This is a genomic window from Gimesia algae, from assembly GCF_007746795.1.
Taxonomy (GTDB): domain Bacteria; phylum Planctomycetota; class Planctomycetia; order Planctomycetales; family Planctomycetaceae; genus Gimesia; species Gimesia algae.
In genome coordinates, this window is sequence record NZ_CP036343.1 from 382,806 (window position 1) to 400,957 (window position 18,152).

14 protein-coding genes are annotated in these 18,152 nt (G+C 50.7%); 8 read left to right on the plus strand and 6 right to left on the minus strand.

Annotation, left to right across the window (positions count from 1 at the left end; all coding sequences use genetic code 11):
- The first annotated feature begins 27 nt into the window (after nt 1–27).
- The 4 genes from Pan161_RS01400 (at nt 28) to Pan161_RS01415 (ending at nt 4,129) form a co-directional block, all read left to right on the plus strand.
- A complete protein-coding gene (locus tag Pan161_RS01400; RefSeq protein ID WP_145223827.1) occupies nt 28–1,365 on the plus strand; it encodes a DUF58 domain-containing protein in 1,338 nt (445 codons plus the stop codon).
- Nucleotides 1,362–3,380, plus strand: coding sequence for a transglutaminase-like domain-containing protein (locus Pan161_RS01405; protein WP_145223828.1), 2,019 nt, complete (start codon nt 1,362–1,364; stop codon nt 3,378–3,380). Before Pan161_RS01400 ends, Pan161_RS01405 begins: the two co-directional genes overlap by 4 nt.
- A gap of 281 nt (nt 3,381–3,661) precedes the next feature.
- Nucleotides 3,662–3,871 carry a hypothetical protein gene (locus tag Pan161_RS01410; RefSeq protein WP_145223829.1) on the plus strand — a complete coding sequence of 70 codons (210 nt, stop codon included), beginning with the start codon at nt 3,662–3,664 and terminating at the stop codon, nt 3,869–3,871.
- A 48-nt stretch (nt 3,872–3,919) separates the two neighbouring features.
- A complete protein-coding gene (locus Pan161_RS01415; protein WP_145223830.1) occupies nt 3,920–4,129 on the plus strand; it encodes a hypothetical protein in 210 nt (69 codons plus the stop codon).
- A 63-nt stretch (nt 4,130–4,192) separates the two neighbouring features.
- On the opposite strand, the gene Pan161_RS01420 is transcribed toward Pan161_RS01415, so the two are convergent.
- Nucleotides 4,193–5,335: a metallophosphoesterase gene (locus Pan161_RS01420; RefSeq protein ID WP_145223831.1), complete on the minus strand. Its 1,143-nt coding sequence runs from the start codon at nt 5,333–5,335 to the stop codon at nt 4,193–4,195.
- Between the two features lie 645 nt (nt 5,336–5,980).
- On the opposite strand from Pan161_RS01420, the gene Pan161_RS01425 reads away from it, so the two are divergent.
- The 4 genes from Pan161_RS01425 (at nt 5,981) to Pan161_RS01440 (ending at nt 10,977) form a co-directional block, all read left to right on the plus strand.
- Nucleotides 5,981–7,348: a tetratricopeptide repeat protein gene (locus Pan161_RS01425; protein WP_145223832.1), complete on the plus strand. Its 1,368-nt coding sequence runs from the start codon at nt 5,981–5,983 to the stop codon at nt 7,346–7,348.
- 160 nt (nt 7,349–7,508) lie between these two features.
- Nucleotides 7,509–9,230 carry a CRTAC1 family protein gene (locus Pan161_RS01430; protein WP_197995639.1) on the plus strand — a complete coding sequence of 574 codons (1,722 nt, stop codon included), beginning with the start codon at nt 7,509–7,511 and terminating at the stop codon, nt 9,228–9,230.
- 313 nt (nt 9,231–9,543) lie between these two features.
- Nucleotides 9,544–10,545 carry a DUF1559 domain-containing protein gene (locus Pan161_RS01435; RefSeq protein ID WP_145223834.1) on the plus strand — a complete coding sequence of 334 codons (1,002 nt, stop codon included), beginning with the start codon at nt 9,544–9,546 and terminating at the stop codon, nt 10,543–10,545.
- Nucleotides 10,546–10,671: 126 nt separating this feature from the next.
- Nucleotides 10,672–10,977, plus strand: coding sequence for a hypothetical protein (locus Pan161_RS01440; protein WP_145223835.1), 306 nt, complete (start codon nt 10,672–10,674; stop codon nt 10,975–10,977).
- 146 nt (nt 10,978–11,123) lie between these two features.
- On the opposite strand, the gene Pan161_RS01445 is transcribed toward Pan161_RS01440, so the two are convergent.
- The 5 genes from Pan161_RS01445 to Pan161_RS01465 all read right to left on the minus strand — a co-directional run bounded on the left by Pan161_RS01445 (nt 11,124) and on the right by Pan161_RS01465 (nt 18,137).
- Nucleotides 11,124–12,410 carry a Gfo/Idh/MocA family protein gene (locus Pan161_RS01445; RefSeq protein WP_145223836.1) on the minus strand — a complete coding sequence of 429 codons (1,287 nt, stop codon included), beginning with the start codon at nt 12,408–12,410 and terminating at the stop codon, nt 11,124–11,126.
- Nucleotides 12,411–12,588: 178 nt separating this feature from the next.
- On the minus strand, nt 12,589–14,472 hold the full coding sequence (locus Pan161_RS01450; RefSeq protein ID WP_145223837.1) for a hypothetical protein: 1,884 nt from the start codon (nt 14,470–14,472) through the stop codon (nt 12,589–12,591).
- Between the two features lie 103 nt (nt 14,473–14,575).
- Nucleotides 14,576–15,562 (minus strand): phosphoglycerate dehydrogenase, encoded by a 987-nt coding sequence (locus Pan161_RS01455; RefSeq protein ID WP_145223838.1) that lies wholly within the window; start codon nt 15,560–15,562, stop codon nt 14,576–14,578.
- 117 nt (nt 15,563–15,679) lie between these two features.
- On the minus strand, nt 15,680–16,873 hold the full coding sequence (locus Pan161_RS01460) for a hypothetical protein (RefSeq protein WP_145223839.1): 1,194 nt from the start codon (nt 16,871–16,873) through the stop codon (nt 15,680–15,682).
- A 73-nt stretch (nt 16,874–16,946) separates the two neighbouring features.
- On the minus strand, nt 16,947–18,137 hold the full coding sequence (locus tag Pan161_RS01465) for a hypothetical protein (RefSeq protein WP_145223840.1): 1,191 nt from the start codon (nt 18,135–18,137) through the stop codon (nt 16,947–16,949).
- Between the last annotated feature and the right edge of the window lie 15 nt (nt 18,138–18,152).

Below are 18,152 nucleotides of genomic sequence, written 5' to 3' on the forward strand. Positions count from 1 at the left end.
CTATCAAAGTGAAACGTTGATTCAGTTATGCATGTCTCGGAATACGATCCTTATTCATCGAAGATCAGAAAAAAAGATTCCTTTACCAATCGCCTGCTGCTCGTGCGGATGCACAAGCATTACTGGTATTATCGCATGACCTATCCGGGGAAGATCCTGCTGTTTGGATTCTTTCTGTCAGGCATCGGCACAATTTCTGTTTCCGTCCCCATTTATAACCTGTTCAGCGTGCTGATGGCGTTGATTCTGGTAGACGGAATCGCTTCGTGGATCTTTCGTCCCCGCTGTGATCTGAAGGGGGATTTTCCTGCTCAGACGACCGCCGGCCAGCCAGCCGTCGGACATTTCACCGTGACGAACCGGGGCTGGTTTCCCATTTATGATATGGCCGTTGCATTTCGCTGGCTGGAACGACCACTGTCGCAGACGGATCGAGACGACACACTGGGATGTCTGTCGCGAGGGGAATCGGTCGATGTTACTGTCACTATCAATGCCCCGCAGCGCGGATTTTACGCGTTGCCTAAGCTAGGCGTTCATACGCTGTTCCCGTTTCATCTTAATCGTTCCGGAAATGCGGCATTACCTGGAAAATCACTGCTGGTACTGCCTGCTTTTCATCAGTTGACCAGTGTCGATCTGCCAGTGGGGAGCAAGTTCCAACCGGGAGGAATCGCGTTGACATCCAACGTGGGTGAATCACCGGAGTATGTTGGAAACCGGGAATATGTCCCGGGTGAGCCCGCCCGGCGTCTGGATTTTCGTTCGTGGGCGCGGCTGGGTAAGCCTGTGGTCCGAGAGTATCAAGAAGAATATTATTGTCGGGTTGCTTTGATTCTGGATACTTATATGCCCCCCGATCCGTGGCTGATTGAGAAGCTGAAAGCAATTGGTCAGCGATATCAGCCCATTTCTACTGAGAAGCAGCCAATGAATGTTCTCGAAGCGGGAATCAGTCTGACAGCATCGATTGCAGATGCTCTGTCGCGCGGAGAATATCTGATCGATCTGTTCGCTGCGGGCCCGGAGTTGTATGTGTTTCGTGCCGGCCGGCATACCGCGCACTTTGACAATGTACTGGAGATCCTGTCATGTGTAGACCGCTGTCTGGATGATCCGTTCGAGACGATTGGTCCGGCTGTCTTTGAAGAGTTGTCCAATGTCTCGACAGCCGTTTGCATTTTTCTGGACTGGGACGAACAGCGGGAGCAGATGGCACGCGCCGTTCTGGATTCCGGTTCGAGTCTGAAGGCCATCATCATTCATGAAGGTGAAACGACCCTGCCTTATAATGCGGATGAGTTTGGACCCGCTTACCAGTTTACCCCGGACGACATCGCGAGGGGGAAGGTGGAATCGGTATGAATGGGCAACGTACTATCGCGTTTACGATGATCAGCCTGGAATGTGCTACTTTCGGAATTCTATCTGAGACACTGTTTTTCCCTTTCAGTATCATCTTACTGGCTGCGCTCTCGTATGCTGCTCTGCTACGGTATCCGTTTTCACGACGTCAGGTATTCTGGACGACCAGCATTCTGGCCATTCTGTTTATGGCCAAATACATGATGTATCAGCATGAATTTGGCCTGGACCGTCTGGCGATCCGCACACCTCTGGCTTATGCAGCGGCGCAATTTGTCATCACCGTGCAACTGCGTCAGATGTTCGACAGTCACTTTGACCGTTTTCTGCCAAATTCGTTTCCTCTGTTTGGAATCGTAACGTTTATTCTGATCGGAGACATTTTAGTTTATGGATCGAAGGGCCAGTATTACCAGGTACTGGTCTTTGGTTACATCCTGTTGACGGGGGTGTTCTATCAGTTTGGACATGCAGTGCGGAAGCCCGTCAAGACGGTGAAGAAACGCTGGTCAGTGTATATGATTCGAGCTGGTATTTTCGGGGTGATCTGTCTGATGGGCTGGTTGACGGCGACGGGTTTAGATCGGTACGAACGCGAACTGGATCAGTTGTATTACCGGCTGATCGAACCGCGAACAGGAGGAGTGGCATCGCGTGCCGGATTTTCGACGATTTCACGACTCGGGAGTCTGAGTAAACAGTTTGATGCGGGGGCTGAGCAGGTCAAACTGCGCGTGCAGTCAACTGATGAGCCAGGCTACTTTCGCGGGCGGGCCTTCGTGCAGTTTTTCAACTCCGAGTGGCATTCCGAAATTGGAAATCATAATGCTGCCATCATTGCGGTTCCTCCTGCTGGTGTGCAGGCTACCGTGCCTCAGGATGGAACCTGGTTTCAGATCGGGCAGGCCAAGTCATCAAACTGGATCGAATATCAGGTCTGGTCTGAAGTGCCAGGGCATATTTTTGCTCCCCTGAACACGCCACTGGTTTATGCCGTTGCCGACAGCGTGCAGTTTGACAGCCAGGATATCCTGACATCGCGTTCAATGGAAAGTGGATTTCCCTACTCGCTTTATTATCCGCGTCACCAGTTGCCACATCGTCCCGAATCGGAACAGGCTTTGAAGCGGCTGTTGCAGGTACCTTACAATATTTCGTCAGAGATTCAGATACTGACACAAGAGGTTTTTGCAGGCTGTAAGACACCGGCTGCGAAGATCGAACGGGTTCAAGCGTACTTTCAGAATAACTATGAGTATGGACTGGGGATTTCAATACCGCCGCGAGTCGATCCCATTACCTACTTCCTACTGGAAAAGCCCAAAGCCCACTGCGAGTATTTTGCATCCGGGACCGCGTTACTGTTAAGGCTGGCTGGTGTTCCGTGCCGGTATGTTACTGGTTATATTGTGCGGGAGCGAAATCATTACGATCAGTATTGGGTGGCCCGAAATCGACATGCTCATGCCTGGGTTGAAGCCTGGGATACAGAACGTGGCTGGGTGACCGTAGAGTCGACACCTGCTGCGGGGCAACCTGAATATTATGCACCCAGTGGAACACGCCAGTACTGGGAAGCCTTTATCGGCCAGTTCGCCCGCCTGAAAACAGCATTACAGCAGGGCCAGTGGCTCCTGGCATTGTCGGAAGCGCAGCTGCCTTTGTTGCTGCTGGTTCTGGGGGTGGTGCTCTGGTTTGTTTTTCAGTGGATGTTTCGTCTCATTTTGAAAATATTACAGGAGCGGGCTGCCTTTAAGCAAAATCCGGTCCATATTCAGGAACTGCATCTGCTGCTGGCGCAGATGGATCGCCTGCTGGTAAAACAGAAACTGGTCCGGAAGCCTGGTGAAACATTGACGCAGTTTTCCCGACGGATTCAGAATCAGACTGTGTCGCAGTGGTATCAGAAGTATGCCAGCAGCCGTTTTATGCCCGAAAATGAATCTGCAATGGCATTGGTGATACAGTTAAAACAGCAGTTGCAGGAATATCGCAATCAAAAAACACCGGGATAACATTTTGACCGGCAGATTTTGCATGTAAAACGGTATTGGCAGTCTGGTGGTGTCTGACTAGAATCCGTGTCTCATCTCTCACTTCTCAATCCAAATAGTCACCCTTGAAATTCACTTTTTTGAAAGACGAGCAACAGGTTCGCCTTTTTTGCCTGCGCGCGAGTGAAGGGAATCATCGCCTGTTCAGGTGCGTTTCCGTTCTGCGTAAAGCGTCTGGATTGAGTCGGAAAGGCGTGAAAGTGAATTGAACAAACTCTAGAAAATTAAACGGGATTCTCTCAATGAAAGTTCTCTCAAAAGCACTCATCATAGTGATCATTCCCAGCCTGTCCTTCTTTGCCTCCGGTTGTGAAATGTTGCCGCATGCGCTGCAGCCCGGTCAGTGGCATAAACTGAATCGTGGTCCGGCACCCCGCCAGGACACTTATTTCTCCGTTCCCGATCATATTCCGGAACGCGATTTGAATCCGCATCAGAGTGCGCAGGACTGACGTCTTACAGACGGACAAGCTGTTAATTCTCCCTATGGAAATATCAAAATGAACGTTCCGATTCGAGTGTGTCTGATACTGGTTCTTCCCGGTCTGTCACTGTTTTTGACCGGCTGTTCACTGATGCCGCATGCGCTGCAGCCCGATCAGCTGCACAAATTAAGTCGTCAGGAAAAAACCCGGGATGACATGTACTTTTCTGTTCCCGATGAGATACCAGAACTGAATCATCAGTTTTCTTTCGGGGCAGATGAGTAACCTATTGCAGGCCATTCGTATCAGGACGGGACTGGTGCGAGAAAACTACATCTGCAGATCAGATTACTTTTTTGATCGCGGGGGAAAACGCTGGCGATCCAGCACTTCATTTTTCAGACTTTTCAGTTCCACGGTCAGCACACCCGAATTTCGATCACTGTGCAACAGCAGATAGCTGTCTTTGCCGGCCAGAAATTTTGCATGCGGGTCGGCGTACTGCGCCCCTGTGCCGCTGAGGGAAGTATTGTAATATGTGACTCCACCAGCTTCGGCCCGTTCGGCAAAATAACCGAATCCGGTCACACAGAGCGTTCCACGCTGGAACAGTCGCTCCCAGTCTCCCTGAAGTTGATTACGCATGGTGGCATTGCGCTCGTTATAGAGTGTCACCAGATGCCCGGGAGGATTTTGCGTAATAGATTCGTACCAGCAATATTGCTTTGAATCCCGATTCAGGGGGTGGCAGGTCTGCCAGGTGGAGCCGAGATCGGAAATGTGATTGAAATCAAGGCCGACGAACAGGATATTAAAATCAGGGATGTCATATTTCCATTTCCATTCTTCATCAGGTAGTTCAAAGAAGCGGCGAAAGGCGGTAGCATCCACATCATAGACGGCATGTTTCGGCGGCTTTTTACCTCGGGGATACACTTCCCGGTCATGATTTCCCAGGATTGGCATAAAGGGCGTCGATCGAAACAGTTCTGGATAAGCGCCGATCAGGTCGAGGTAGGGTTGAATGCAGTCTGGCTTTCCAGGGCCGCAGGTCTGCCAGAGATTGCTGATGTTGTCCCCGGCGGTCAGCAGTAGATGGACATTGTCTTTCAACAGACTCGAAAGATCGGGGCGCGACTGCCAGTCTGCAACGATGGCAACGCGGAGCGAATCAGTGGGATATGCTTTGAAGGTCGCCAGGTCGGAAAACTGATTTCCCGTCTGGACCCGATAGTGGTAAAGAGCATCTCGCGCGGTGAGTGGGATTTCCACATGATGTAGTGTCGTAGAGCCTTCTGCCTTGACCGTTGTCATGGAATCAGGGGTCAGGCCAAAGTACACAATGGAGTTACCGGGCAGGGATGTGGACCAGTTGACTACGATTTTATCCGGTTGATGTGAGCGATGCGTCAGCCAGATCTGTTGGATTTCTGCTGCTGAAATGGTAGCTGGAATGAAAAGCATGCAGAGTAAGAGCAAATAAGATTTCATGGAGAATGGCTCGCGGAATGAAAACACAGACTGTCGATCTGCCTGGTATCAGTACATAAAAAGTGTGTTGATTCAACTAGTGGAGTGTCATTTTTATAATTTGGGTTGATAGATATCACGAGAGTGCGACAACGGAGCACGTAAACAACACCCCCAACCCTCAATTTGTAGCTTGACAAAGCACTAGACTGTGTCCAGTTTTACTGTAGCGTCTCCAAGGCCATTTGGAGCGAGTCTAATCGATTGAGAGACGCGATGATTAAATGTGATGCGCTCCAGGTAGTCTATCCGATACTACCGGGAACAACGGGCGAATTGAATCGGATTATATTCACTTTAAATTTAATTAACTATTTAACCATGTGGGCACAGAACCAACGACGAGGGTTTAATAAACGTAATACATGCGGGGCAGTGCGCTCAAGAAAGGTCTCGCAGTGTTCACTACAATGGGATGGCGTTGATTCCTGCAGGGATGGTAACCGACCTGAACCAGGCCTAAATCAGTATTTTTGCTGGTCATTGTCTGTTTTGGGCAGGAAATGCATTCGCGGGGCCTCTAAAATTATTCAAGCGAAGCAACGATGCTTCTTTCTCATTATTCCTGCCTGATAGCACAGGTTCTCTGTTCGATTGACAAGTAACGTGAGTGACAAAGCTCAAGACAAATCCATTTCCACGACACAAAAAAAACGGATGCTACTGTCAGCTGGATTGTTGATAGTCGTGTTGAGTTCACCCCTGTGGGCGCGGGGGTTCTGGATCGATTTTCTGCAGAACCGTGCGGAATCAAATCTGCTGGCCCGTGATCCGGAACGGTCGTTGAAATGGCTTGGTTACGCGCAGGCACTGGATGATCAGAATGCCAGAACCAGGATTCTGCTGGCTCGTGCTTATCGGAAGTCACGAGATATGGAACAGGCTTATGCTGCGCTGAAAGACTATTATGAACTGGCAGGTTCGACGAATGCGTTTCAACAGGAGCAATGGCTACTCAAAGCACAGATTGGAAATAATTCAGATCTCCAGATGCATCTGAGTGAAATGCTGATCGAACCAGAAGGCAATGTGCAGGATATCTGTGAGACCTATGTCAACAGTTGTATTTTGAATTACCAGTTCAACGATGCGTTGCAGATCCTCGAGCTGTGGGAAGCAGATTTTCCGAATGATCCGTTGCCGAATTTCATGCGAGGCAAAATGTATGAGCACAAGCTTGGCTGGCAGGAGGCGATTACGGAATATCAGACGACATTAAAAAAAGATCCCGGGTATGCAGCGGCTGCTTACAGCCTGGGACGAATTCAGCTGACATTGAAAAAAACAGAAGAGGCGCTGGAATATTACCAGCGGGCCATCGACTCCACCGAGAATCAATCTCCGGCCAAAGTCGGCATCGCACGCTGTTTGCGATTGATGAACAGGAATGATGAGGCAAAGCAACTGTTGCGGGAAGTTCTGGCGTTGAGTGTCGAGCAGCTGCAGGCTGAATACCAGGCGATGGGAGATCACAAGTTTGAGGGGCGTACGGCGGCTCAATTGGCGATGGGGAATCTGGAGCTGGCAGATAAAAATTATGAAGCGGCCCTGAAATGGCTGGAGCCTGCCGCTAAGGCCAATCCGCTGGATCTGGGAATCAAGAATTCACTGGCTCTGGTTTACAGTCGCCTGGGCAGGAAGACAGAAGCAAAAGAACTCAGCCGGGTGATCAAGGAGACCAATGATGCGCTGGCAAATATTCAGCAGTTGCTCGATCAGGTTCAACTGAAACCCGCTGATCCTGAGTTGCGGTTTCAGATCGGGAAAATGTATCTGAACTATGTCGCCGAAGAGCAGGGGGTCGTCTGGCTCAACAGCGTGTTACTGTACCAGCCGGATCACCTCGGAGCGCATATAGAACTGGCTCGGTATTATGAAAGCAATCAGTCACGTGGCAAGAATTTTCAAAGGCTGGCAGAATTACATCGTAAACAGGCAGATGCTTCAGACACAAAGCCGGAACAGACTCCATAGTCTGAAGGCCAAGGTAAAAATTAATTGACCGGCGGTTACTCAGTTATTTCCAATTACTTCAACAGAAAGAAAAATCCCGTCCCTGATGAACATGATTTTGTTGCTCAATCTTTTTCCGAATTCTCGCGACGGACATTGGCTGTCTTGTCGAAGTCTCTTAATGCTGCTGTGCGCCGGGTTAAGTCTGTGGGTCAGTGGTTGCCAGACTGAGTCTGCAGAAACAGTACAGCAGACCAGACAAGAGGCAACAGGTCAAATTTCCTCCCCGCCCGCTGCAACAGACGTACGTCCCGAATTTGTGGATGTCTGGCCTGAGCAGAAATCGGATTTTGTGTATCGTAACGGCAGAGATGCGGAAGAACTGGCGATTCTGGAAACCCTGGGCGGCGGTACGGCGGTCTTTGACTACGACCGTGATGGCAAACTCGATCTGTTCTATACGGGCGGTGGTACTTTTGAGGAAAAAACAACGAGAGGATATCCCTCGATTCTCCTGCGACATGAAGGGGAGCTCAAGTTCAAGGACCGAACTACTCAGGCAGGGATGGATCTGTCTGCTTTTTACAGCAATGGATGTTCGGCGGGGGACTATGACAATGACGGCTTTCAGGATCTGATTGTCACCGGATATGGCGGTTCGATTCTCTGGCGCAATATGGGTGATGGCACGTTTGAAGAAACCTCTATTGAAGCCGGTCTGCGGGACTGTTTCTGGGGATCGAGTGCCGGCTGGGGGGACTTGAATGGCGATGGTTTGCTGGATCTCTATCTGGCGCAATATGCTGACTGGTCTTTTCAGAATCATCCGGAGTGTCATCTCACGCCAGGGGTGCCAGATGTCTGTTCTCCTCACTCATTTAAAGGAGTGAGGGATCTGGTCTTTTATAACCGGGGTGATGGGACATTTTATGATGCTTCCGATGAAGCGGGGCTGGTACCTGAAGGCAAAGGGCTGGGGGTGATCATGGCCGACCTGGACAATGATAATGACCTGGACGTTTATGTCTGTAACGATGCGGTGGAGAATTTTCTTTACCTGAATGACGGGCAGGGGAGACTCGAAGAAGCAGGCATCATCAATGGTGCAGCCGTCGATGACCGGGCGACGCCAAACGGGAGCATGGGCGTGGATATCATGGACTATAACCGGGATGGGTTATTAGATCTGTGGGTTGCGAACTACGAGAAAGAAGCGTTTGCCTTGTATCGGAATGATGGGGATGCCCAGTTTCTGCACGTCAGTAATGATACGGGAGTCACTTCGATCGGGACACTGTTTGTAGGGTTTGGAACGGTCTGTGCCGACTTCGACCTGGATGGGGATGAAGATGTGTTTGTGATCAACGGGCATGTTGCGTACTACTCACTCAACTCTCCTTTTCGACAGAAACCCCTCTATTTGGAAAATCGGGGAGGGCGATTTGCGCAGATCCAATATGATGAGAGTTCCTATCTGGGACAGTCGCATACCGGCAGAGGGTTGGCGCTGGCAGACTTCAACGATGATGGAAATCTCGATCTGGCAGTCTCGAATTTCAGCGATCCTCCCGCGATTCTCAAAAATACAACCCAGGCCGAGGGAAACTGGATATTCGTGCGCTTGATCGGTACTCGAAGTAATCGAGATGCCGTCGGGGCACGGCTGGTGTTGCATACTTCCTTGGGAGATCAGGTAAGACAGGTGAAAGGAGGAGGGAGTTATCTTTCTTCTGGTGATCTGCGGGTTCACTGGGGTATCCCTGAAGGTGTAACAGTAGATGGCTTATCAGTTTACTGGCCGTCAGGAATTCGGCAGGAAGTGAAATCGCTGCAGTTAAATGCTACTCATCTACTAGAGGAGCCAGTCTCTATTGGGGCAGATTTGAGTTCAGGTAACCCCTGAAAAGTATCAAAATCGCGACACTCTGTTCAGTTGCGAGTACAAGGTGAATGGGTGGTCGGTTGTTACTAAGTCTATATAATTAAATACTTTAAAAAAACAATCCTGCGTAAATGTGAATTAATTTGACTACATATTTGTGTGGAAAATATTGAATTATAAAGAAAAATTCATAAGATAGACGATGCTGGAATATGCATTGAGCAGAGTCCAGCACTCTTTTCATGCGAGCCGCCAATATAGATTTTACACGGGCGTTGTTTTTTATATTGATTGGCGCATATTGCTTTTTTCTTTTATCCTGCAGGAGAGTCACATGAAACACCTACTAAGGAGACGAGCTTTCACGCTGATTGAATTGCTCGTTGTTATTGCAATCATTGCAATTTTGATTGCGCTGCTGCTACCAGCGGTGCAACAGGCGCGGGAAGCGGCCCGTCGTTCACAGTGTAAGAATAATCTGAAGCAGTTCGGGTTAGCTTTACACAATTATCATGAAAGTCATGGTTGTTTCGGCCAGATGACCTTGGCTGCTTATTATCATGGAAGTTCTCCCGGAATCAGACCCTGGACCGGTTTCAGCCAGCAGGCGATGCTGCTGCCTTTCCTGGATCAGGCATCGATCTACAACCAGTTCGATTTCCAGTTTTCCTGTGAAGAGGCTCCTAACACCAACAATCGCAATGCTGGTATTGGTGTATTCCGTTGTCCTTCCGACCCACGATATACCAACTATGGTGAAGGGCACTTGAACTACTACATGTCGGCAGGTCCCTGTCTGGGGTGGAACGTTTCGTTGAATTCTCAAAACGGATTCTCCCGTTACTCCATCATCACTCGCGTGTCTGACATCCTTGATGGGACCTCAAATGTGGTTGCCATGGGCGAACGCATTGTGGGATCTAACAATTCCTCTGCTTTCAGTGAAAATGGTGATGTTCAGCGGAATGTTTCCTTCGCAGGTGGTAACAACACGACCTTCCCCTCACAGTCAGCCTTGGCGACTCATGGTGCATCCTGTGCTTCCGCAGGCGCATTTTATGTGCATCGTGGATCACGGTGGATGCGAGCAGATGAGTGCTGGTTCAATACCTGGAACACACCGAATTCACCTAATAATGACTGCAGCACTGGTAACGGTGGTCACGCTGGTGGTGATGCTCCTGCCGCTCAGGCAGCACGCAGTCGTCATACCGGCGGTGCCCATGTGCTGATGGCTGATGGTTCTGTGCACTTCGTGTCAGATAATATTGACTTATTGAATTGGCAGCGACTGGGAGCAATTGCCGACGGTGCTTCTGTCAGCATCAATGAGTAAGCCTGTGCTTGCTTAATGACTTTGAGCAATCAGCTCGGCAACCTCCGTTGCCGGGCTGATTTTCTTTCGTATAATCAGAATGAGTAAAACACCGTTGTTACAAGTCTTTAGAAAGGGTCATTCAAGATGTATAAACTGGGTTATGCCTGTGTGATACTGAGTTTCATGTTGGTCGGTTGTGGAGGAGGAGGGACGGGTGAAACATCGCCTGCCAATCAGGAAGCCCCAGCCGCTAAGGATTTATCTGCTGTCAAAACAAGCCTGAACGCGATTGCCGAATCCGGAGTCGTCGACAGTAGTTTCTTTGGTATTCCTGAAAGTCTGGAAGAGGCTGGAAAGCCTGAACTGGCAGAAGAGGCGAAAAAACTGGGTTCCATGACGAATCCGAAGCAGATTAAGGATGCCGCCAAAAAACTGGCTGACAAGCTTTGAAAATCGTTCTACTCTAACTGTAGTACAGTTTAAAACACCTTCAGTCACAATCGATTGAGGGTGTTTTTTCATATCTGTCGCGAGCGCATTAAAAAAGGGAGTCGATCTATGACCGACTCCCTTGAGTTTCGTCTATTGCTGGAAGCTTAAACTTTGGGTTCCCAGCCTGGTTCGTATTCGCGGGTCCAGAGGGTCATGGCTTCTTTATCATTCTGGATGTGACCGTTGGTGGGATCGCAGGTCATCGTGCGACCCGTGCGGTGTGCGATATTTCCCAAGTGGCAGAGCAGTGTGCTCTTGTGGCCAATCTCGATTTCGGCATTCAGGTTAAGTGGTTCATTATTGCGGATCGCATCAATGAAGTTCTGAGCGTGTTCCCGCAATCCCTGGTTGCCGTCTACTTTTTCTATTTCTTTGTCCTTGGCGTCCAGAATGCGGTAACCACCGGAGATACCGAGAATCAGAGTCCCTTTACTGCCAAAGAAGGTGACAAAGTCATTCTTATGACGATTGCAGCTGGTACCCTGCCAGGTGATCTGTTTGTTGTCACCGAATTCGTAACCGACGACATGTGTGTCGGGGGTCTGCTGATCATCGTCGAAGGCGTAGCGACCACCGCTGGAGACGACGCGGGTTGGATAGTCGACATCCAGACCCCAGCGACAGAGGTCCAGAGAGTGCACACCATTATTGCCCAGTTCGCCGTTGCCATACTTCCAGAACCAGTGCCAGTTGTAATGGATCAGGTTATCCACGTATTTCTGACGGGGAGCAGGTCCCTGCCAGAGATCGTAATTCAGATCGCCGGGGACCGCGGCTGGCTTGCCTGTGCCGATGGGGCCGCGGGCACTTTCGTAAAAAGCACGCGCGAGATAGACATCGCCGATTGCGCCTTCTTTGACTTTCTGAATCCCTTCCTGGATGGATTCACTGCTGCGGCGCTGACTACCCATCTGAACCGCTTTTTTGTTTTTGCGGGCAGCGGCGACCATCATTTCGCCTTCTTTGGGGTTATGACTGCAGGGCTTTTCGACATAGACGTTTTTGCCTGCGGAGCAACCCAGGATGGTGGCGGGGGAATGCCAGTGGTTGGGGGGGGCGACGATCAGGGCGTCGACTTCTTTGTCGTCCAGAATTTTGCGGAAGTCCCCGATCGCCTGTGGTGCCTTTGTAGTCGCTTTTTCGACTGTTTTGGCAGCTTTGGTCAGACGGGTATCATCTGTATCACAGACATATTTGATTTCGACACCATCCAGGGAGCCAAAGATTTTAGCGAGAGCAAGCCCACGTTGCATCCCCATGATGCCAATGGTGACTTTTTCACTGGGGGCATTATTAGCAGCGGAAAGGATGGCCGGTGCCGCGAAGCTCGCAGCAGTGGCTGCCGCCGCCGATTGACCGAGAAAAGTACGACGATTAACCGAATCGGACATAGTCTGGTTCTCCGTTGAGATGGGAGTGAAGGTATCGCAGGATAATAATTTAAAACAAACTGTATTCTAATAGGTTTGGAAGGCAATGAACACGGTAAAACCAAGCCCGAGGGCATTTAATTAAAAAAACTAATTATATGCCGTTTGTAGCCACTCGTACTGATTTGTAGAGAACGAATCAGGCTTTTCTGATGTAATGGGCTGCAAAACTGCGGATATTTTGACCGTTAAGGACGTGGAACATCCTCAACTGCTGGATGGTTTCCTGGCTGAAGCGTCCGAGGGGAACATGGATCAGTTTTTTCTGGTAACGTTTGGCGAGTCTGCGCCAGCCGATTCCCGGGGGGGCTTCACTCAGCACGGCAATGTGTGGTTCCTGACTGTAGTGACAGGCGGCGACCAGCAGGCGTTCTTCGAGTGTATCGACGAAGTCGAACTGGAAGTCGTTCCAGATATCCTGCACGGGTCGCGGGGGGAACAGAAACAGGGCACCGCCGTAGGTCGCCATCCCGATGCCTGGTCCGACCATCTCTTTGCGATAGTCGGTGCCGAAGAAAGCAAGGGTTGATTCGTCCTGATGCTCAGCATGCCAGGTGAGCCGATAGGGATAATCGCGAGGATCAGCGGGGGAGTCGAACAGCATGATCACACAATCGAGTTTGCCGCGACTGGGGGGAAGAACTTTGACGTGAATTTCTCCCGTGTGCCAGTTCCGGAGCGTTTCGCGGAGGTCGAGTCCGTCTTTCATGCTGGTGGTGAATTTTTCGGTTCGCGCCAGATCGACGCCCAGCAGGTTCAAAGCATGGTCTTTGACGCTCGTGCGAAATTTTTCGATGGCGACATCTTCGGGAGGCCAGCTGCATTGTTTAAAGGGATCCCATTTCATTTCCCATTCATCCTGTTGGGGTTTGGGAGGTTTGGGAGTGAGTTCACAATTCCGCCACGAGATAAGACTGCCGGGCAGACGATTGCTTATTTCCAGCATGGTACCGTTGGGAAGCTGGGCCTGTTCAATGCCGAAGGTCAGCTTTTCAAAAGGGAGCAGATGCACGAACGGGTATTCCCGCGCGGTTTCCGCGATCTGAATAGCGAACTGATCGCCGGCCACCTGTTGTGCGGCTTTGACCAGAGTGTAGAGATCAGGGGTCATCCGGCGTTCGATGAGCGAGAGGTTGCGCACATAACGAAAGTAGACTGACAGCAGCTTGGGTGTGATCTTGCGGCCTTTGGATTTCAGTTCGAGTCGATAACGGTCGCGTGCTGTCAGCGCCAGCTCTTTGATTCCGTCCACGGAGAGATTTTCGTCATCTTCCAGTTCAGAACGGGCAGATTCATACAGTCCTGTGATATAGGGGAGTTCGCCGAGCATGAACAGCAATGTTTCTGAATCCGCTGTGTAGATAGCGGTTTCGTTGACTTCTTCATCTTCGACTTCCAGGGGCAGCTGGTCGATGTAGGCATCGTGAATCCAAGGCCAGTCGGAAAGCGAGCAGACCAGCAGGATTGACTTGTATTTCTTTTCCAGTTCCCGCAAGCGATGGGCCATCATCACACAGCGATTGAGTGGCTGACCTTCCGGAAGTTTTTTAAGAGCCGGTAAGACCGCAGCGGCAAAATTTTCCAGGGGAACTTTTTTTAACGCATAGGGATCGGGGAGAGAGGTAGAGATGCTTTCGAACCGCTGTGTCTCCAGGTCAATGAAGTGCCGGTCGATGTGTTCCATCATGGCGATGCGGAGCGCTGCGATGACACCCTGGCAGGGATCGATGGGCACATAACTGCAAAGTCGTTGTACATCATCGTCGTCATCATTCTCTTCCCAGGGAGCGGAACCCGAGATCGAAGGCTCTTCCTGTACTACGGCGGTAATACTGGGGAGAAAAGTGATGGCTCGTTCCACATTCTCCTGAAACGAAGCGGGGAGAGGCACGGCCAGACAGTCAAACTCATTATTAAGCATTACGCGGCGGACTTCGATCGCGAAGTCACCACTGCCATGAATTAATGGCAAGACAGAAATATGAGGACTGATTTTCAAAAAACTGGAGTGAGGAGATGTCATAATGGATTCGTCCAGTTTCTCACATGAAAGCGGTGTACGCGATTGACCGTGATACAAAAAAATGTTGTTCAGAATGGTTGTTTCCGGTCAGGCAGTCGACTGATCAGGACCATTTCCAGCCGGTTGTCTCTTTCAGATTCATGACACATTCAACGGGCCATTCACCCTGGTGCAGTTTGACGATATTCTGGGCCGCCATCGCATAGGCGTCCCGATGCGATTCCTGATCGAGTCCGCCGGTGTGACAGCTTAACAGTACATTTTCCAGTTTGATCAGCGGACTTTCAACAGGCAATGGTTCTTTTTTGAAGACATCGAGTCCTGCGCCCCGTAAATGCCCTGATTCAAGCGCCTCTACTAATGCATTTTCGTCTATCAGTCCCCCGCGGGCGGTATTGATCAGCACGGACCCCTGTTTCATGATGGCGAGTGTATCCCGGTTGATGATGTCGATGGTCTCGGGGGTGACAGGCAGATGCAGGGTGACATAGTCTGATTGTTTCAACAGTTCTTCGAGGCTGAGCAATTTAATCTGATACGTTTTGGCGAATTCTTCATTAGGGTAAGGATCGTAAGCCAGTACATGCATTCCCATACCGATGGCACGGGTGGCAACAGCCTGACCGATACGACCCAGGCCGACGATGCCGATCGTGCTGCCCCAGACGCGTGGTGTTAACTCCCGTTCCCATTCGCCGCTGCGAACGGCACGGTCCTGTGTGCGTGTCATGCGGGCGATGCCCATGAGCAGAGCGAATGCCTGTTCCGCGACAGAGTGATGATTCACACCCGGTGTAATGGTGACGACAATATTCTGTGCATCGGCGGCTGCCAGGTCGACGGCATCAAAGCCGACGCCATAGCGTGAGATGACTTTCAGATCGGGCAGCTGTTCCAGTACTTCGCGAGAATAGATTTCTGCACCGGCAAGGACGGCATCGTACCCCTGAACCTGTTCGACCACGCGATGTGGTTCTTTGCGGAGATCGACTTCTGTGGGAACCGTGTCGACGTCGAAGCCGGCGGCCTGCAGGATTTCGAAATGCGGTCCGAATTCACACATTTTAGCAGTACAGATGACACGAGGCATGATCAGGATTCTTCTCTTAAACAGTGCACGGATACGGTAAAACGGGTATTGTTACTCTAGCGGAAGACGATATCAGCTGACAACGTTCCGACAGCGAAAAAACGAAATGCCGACTAATCAGCGGGGGGGATGAAAGAAACGCTCTGCACTCTGTATGGTCTGGGGGTCTGTCAGTCGCAGTAGTTCGAGGAACTGCTTTGCTTTTCGTGATGTTTCAACATCATTGCCACCAGCTTTGGTTGGCGGGACAAGCGAAGCCAGCAGTAAATAGCGAATGATCGCTTTTTTAACCGAACGTACATCGTAGTCTTCAGCAGCATACAGTTCGACCAGACGCTCCATGACGGTCCAGTCTTCCCACCGCGCCAGGTTCGCGATCACCAGATCGGCCAGTTCGGGTCGCTCCAGCAGTATACGCATTGATCGATTCAAGCGGCGTTTTTCAATTTTATCCTCTCCAAAAGTCCACATGAATGACAGTGCCTGCATCCCGGCAAAGGTTTCACTGAAGGCGGCTGTTTTATCTTTGAACTTGGTTTCATCGATTTTGTCCAGACCGACGGAGCCTGTCAGCAGCAGGTAACCGGACATCAGGCCTCCGATGCCCATGCGGATCTCCTGGGCCGGTATCCGGATCTTTGCTTCCATAAATTGACTGTCCGACTCCTGGCCACACAGCCCGAGCAGTAAGCCATACAGGCCCAGTCGAGGGACGGGGGTGTTTTCGTTTTCCAGCCAGCTGCGCAGCTTTTCGCGCGGTAGTTCTTCCGCAAGGGGTGTAACGGTTTCAAAAGGGGCATTCGCAAATTCCGCAAAGGCGTCATTGGCGATGATCTGATCCGGGTGCTCCAGGTATTTCAGGAAATAGCGGAGTCGGGCAGTCGTCTCTGCTTTCTGCGCGGGGGCCTGTTTTAAATAGTGAATACTGGCGCTGGTAACCGCAATCGGCTCGTTCCAGTGCAGGCTGATCCCGCGCGTTCCCGTCAGCAGAAATAACTCACCTGGTTTGCCTGCGTAATGTCGAGAGAGGGTAATCAGATTGCCGGCTTTCAGATTGCTTTTCAGGGGTTGCTGCAGCACCTCTGTGATTACAAAGCTGGTCCGTCCCGTTTTTTGGAATGTTCCCGCCGCCGAGTTCGACCATTGTCCCAGGAGGGCGACATCCGCCTGTGCCAGCTGTTCGGAAAGTGTTGTGGAAGGACCCGGGCAGAACGGACAGGCCGCCAACTGCGATAAGTTTGAGATCAGCAGCAAACCGCAGAGGACAAAAATGGCTTCGCAGTTGACATCAGTTCGTTTTCGCACGTTCATAACCGGTCCTTCGGTTAAAAGAGGATGTTAACAACTTCCAGCTGTCTTCGCGCGAGATAAAGATGCTCTCTTCTTATTTGAGGAAGAAGAACCGCTCTGCGCTCTTGACGGTTTTAGGGTCTTCCTTGCGTAGTTTGTCGAGCAGTTTTTTGGCTTTTTCGGTGGTGGCTGCATCGGGGCCCGTTCCCTTTTTGTTCTTGCCTTTGGATGCGACGAGCAGGTACCGCACGATGGCCCGTTTAATCGAAGGGATGTCGTAATCCCCTGTGCCATACATGTCCATCAGGCGGTCGATAACAGACCAGTCATCCCAGCGGGCGAGATCGGCGACAACCAGATCGGTGAGTTCCGGTCGATCAAGCAGCAGTTGCATGGATTTTCGCAGGCGTTCTTTGTCAATGCGACCATCGCCGTAAGTCCACATGAACCGCAGGGCCTGCATGGCAGCGTAGGTTTCGCTGAACGCGACATCTTTGGGTACGAATTTCGTTTCATCAATCTTATCCAGACCGTCCGCACCAGTCAGCAGCAGGTATCCTGAAATGACACCATCGATGCCCAGGCGAAATTCTTTGGTGGGCTCATTGATTTTCTTTTCCATGAAGGAGACGTCTTCCCCGGTGCCGCAAAGCCCGAGCAACAAACCGTAGAGTCCGATACGAGTGACCGGTGTATCCGGATCGATGAGCCACTTACGGATTTTTTCGCGGGGCATTTCTTTGGAGAGCGGGGTGATATCTTCATAAGGTGCATTTGCGAATTCCGCATAGGCGTCGTTGGAGATCATCTGGTCGGGATATTCCAGAAACTTCATGAAGTATTTGAGGCGTTTGGACGTTTTTATTTCAGGTGCCGGTGCCTGTGAAATGTAGTGGAAGCTGGTTTCGGTGACTTCGATGGGATCGCCCCAGTCGACTTCGGCTCCTTTGGTTCCCAGCAGCAGAAACAGGTTACCTTTCTTCCCGGGACGATGTCGATTGATGGTGATCTGATCGCCGGCTTTGAGTTTGTCTTTGTCTGACTGTCGTACAATTTCTTTGACTTCGAATACGGTTTTGCCCGCTTTTTCCAGCGTTCCCTTTTCCGCTTCGGACCATTGTGCGAGGACGGCGACATCGGACTGCGAAAGCTGCTCGGTCAATGTGAGTGACGGAGCAGAACAGAAGGGGCAAGCGGTGAGGGCCGGTGTTTGTGTAAATACGATCAGCCCACAAATGAGTGCCAGGAAAATACGATTATTAAAATACTTTGTCAGACCAGTCATGTGCCGAACCTCGTG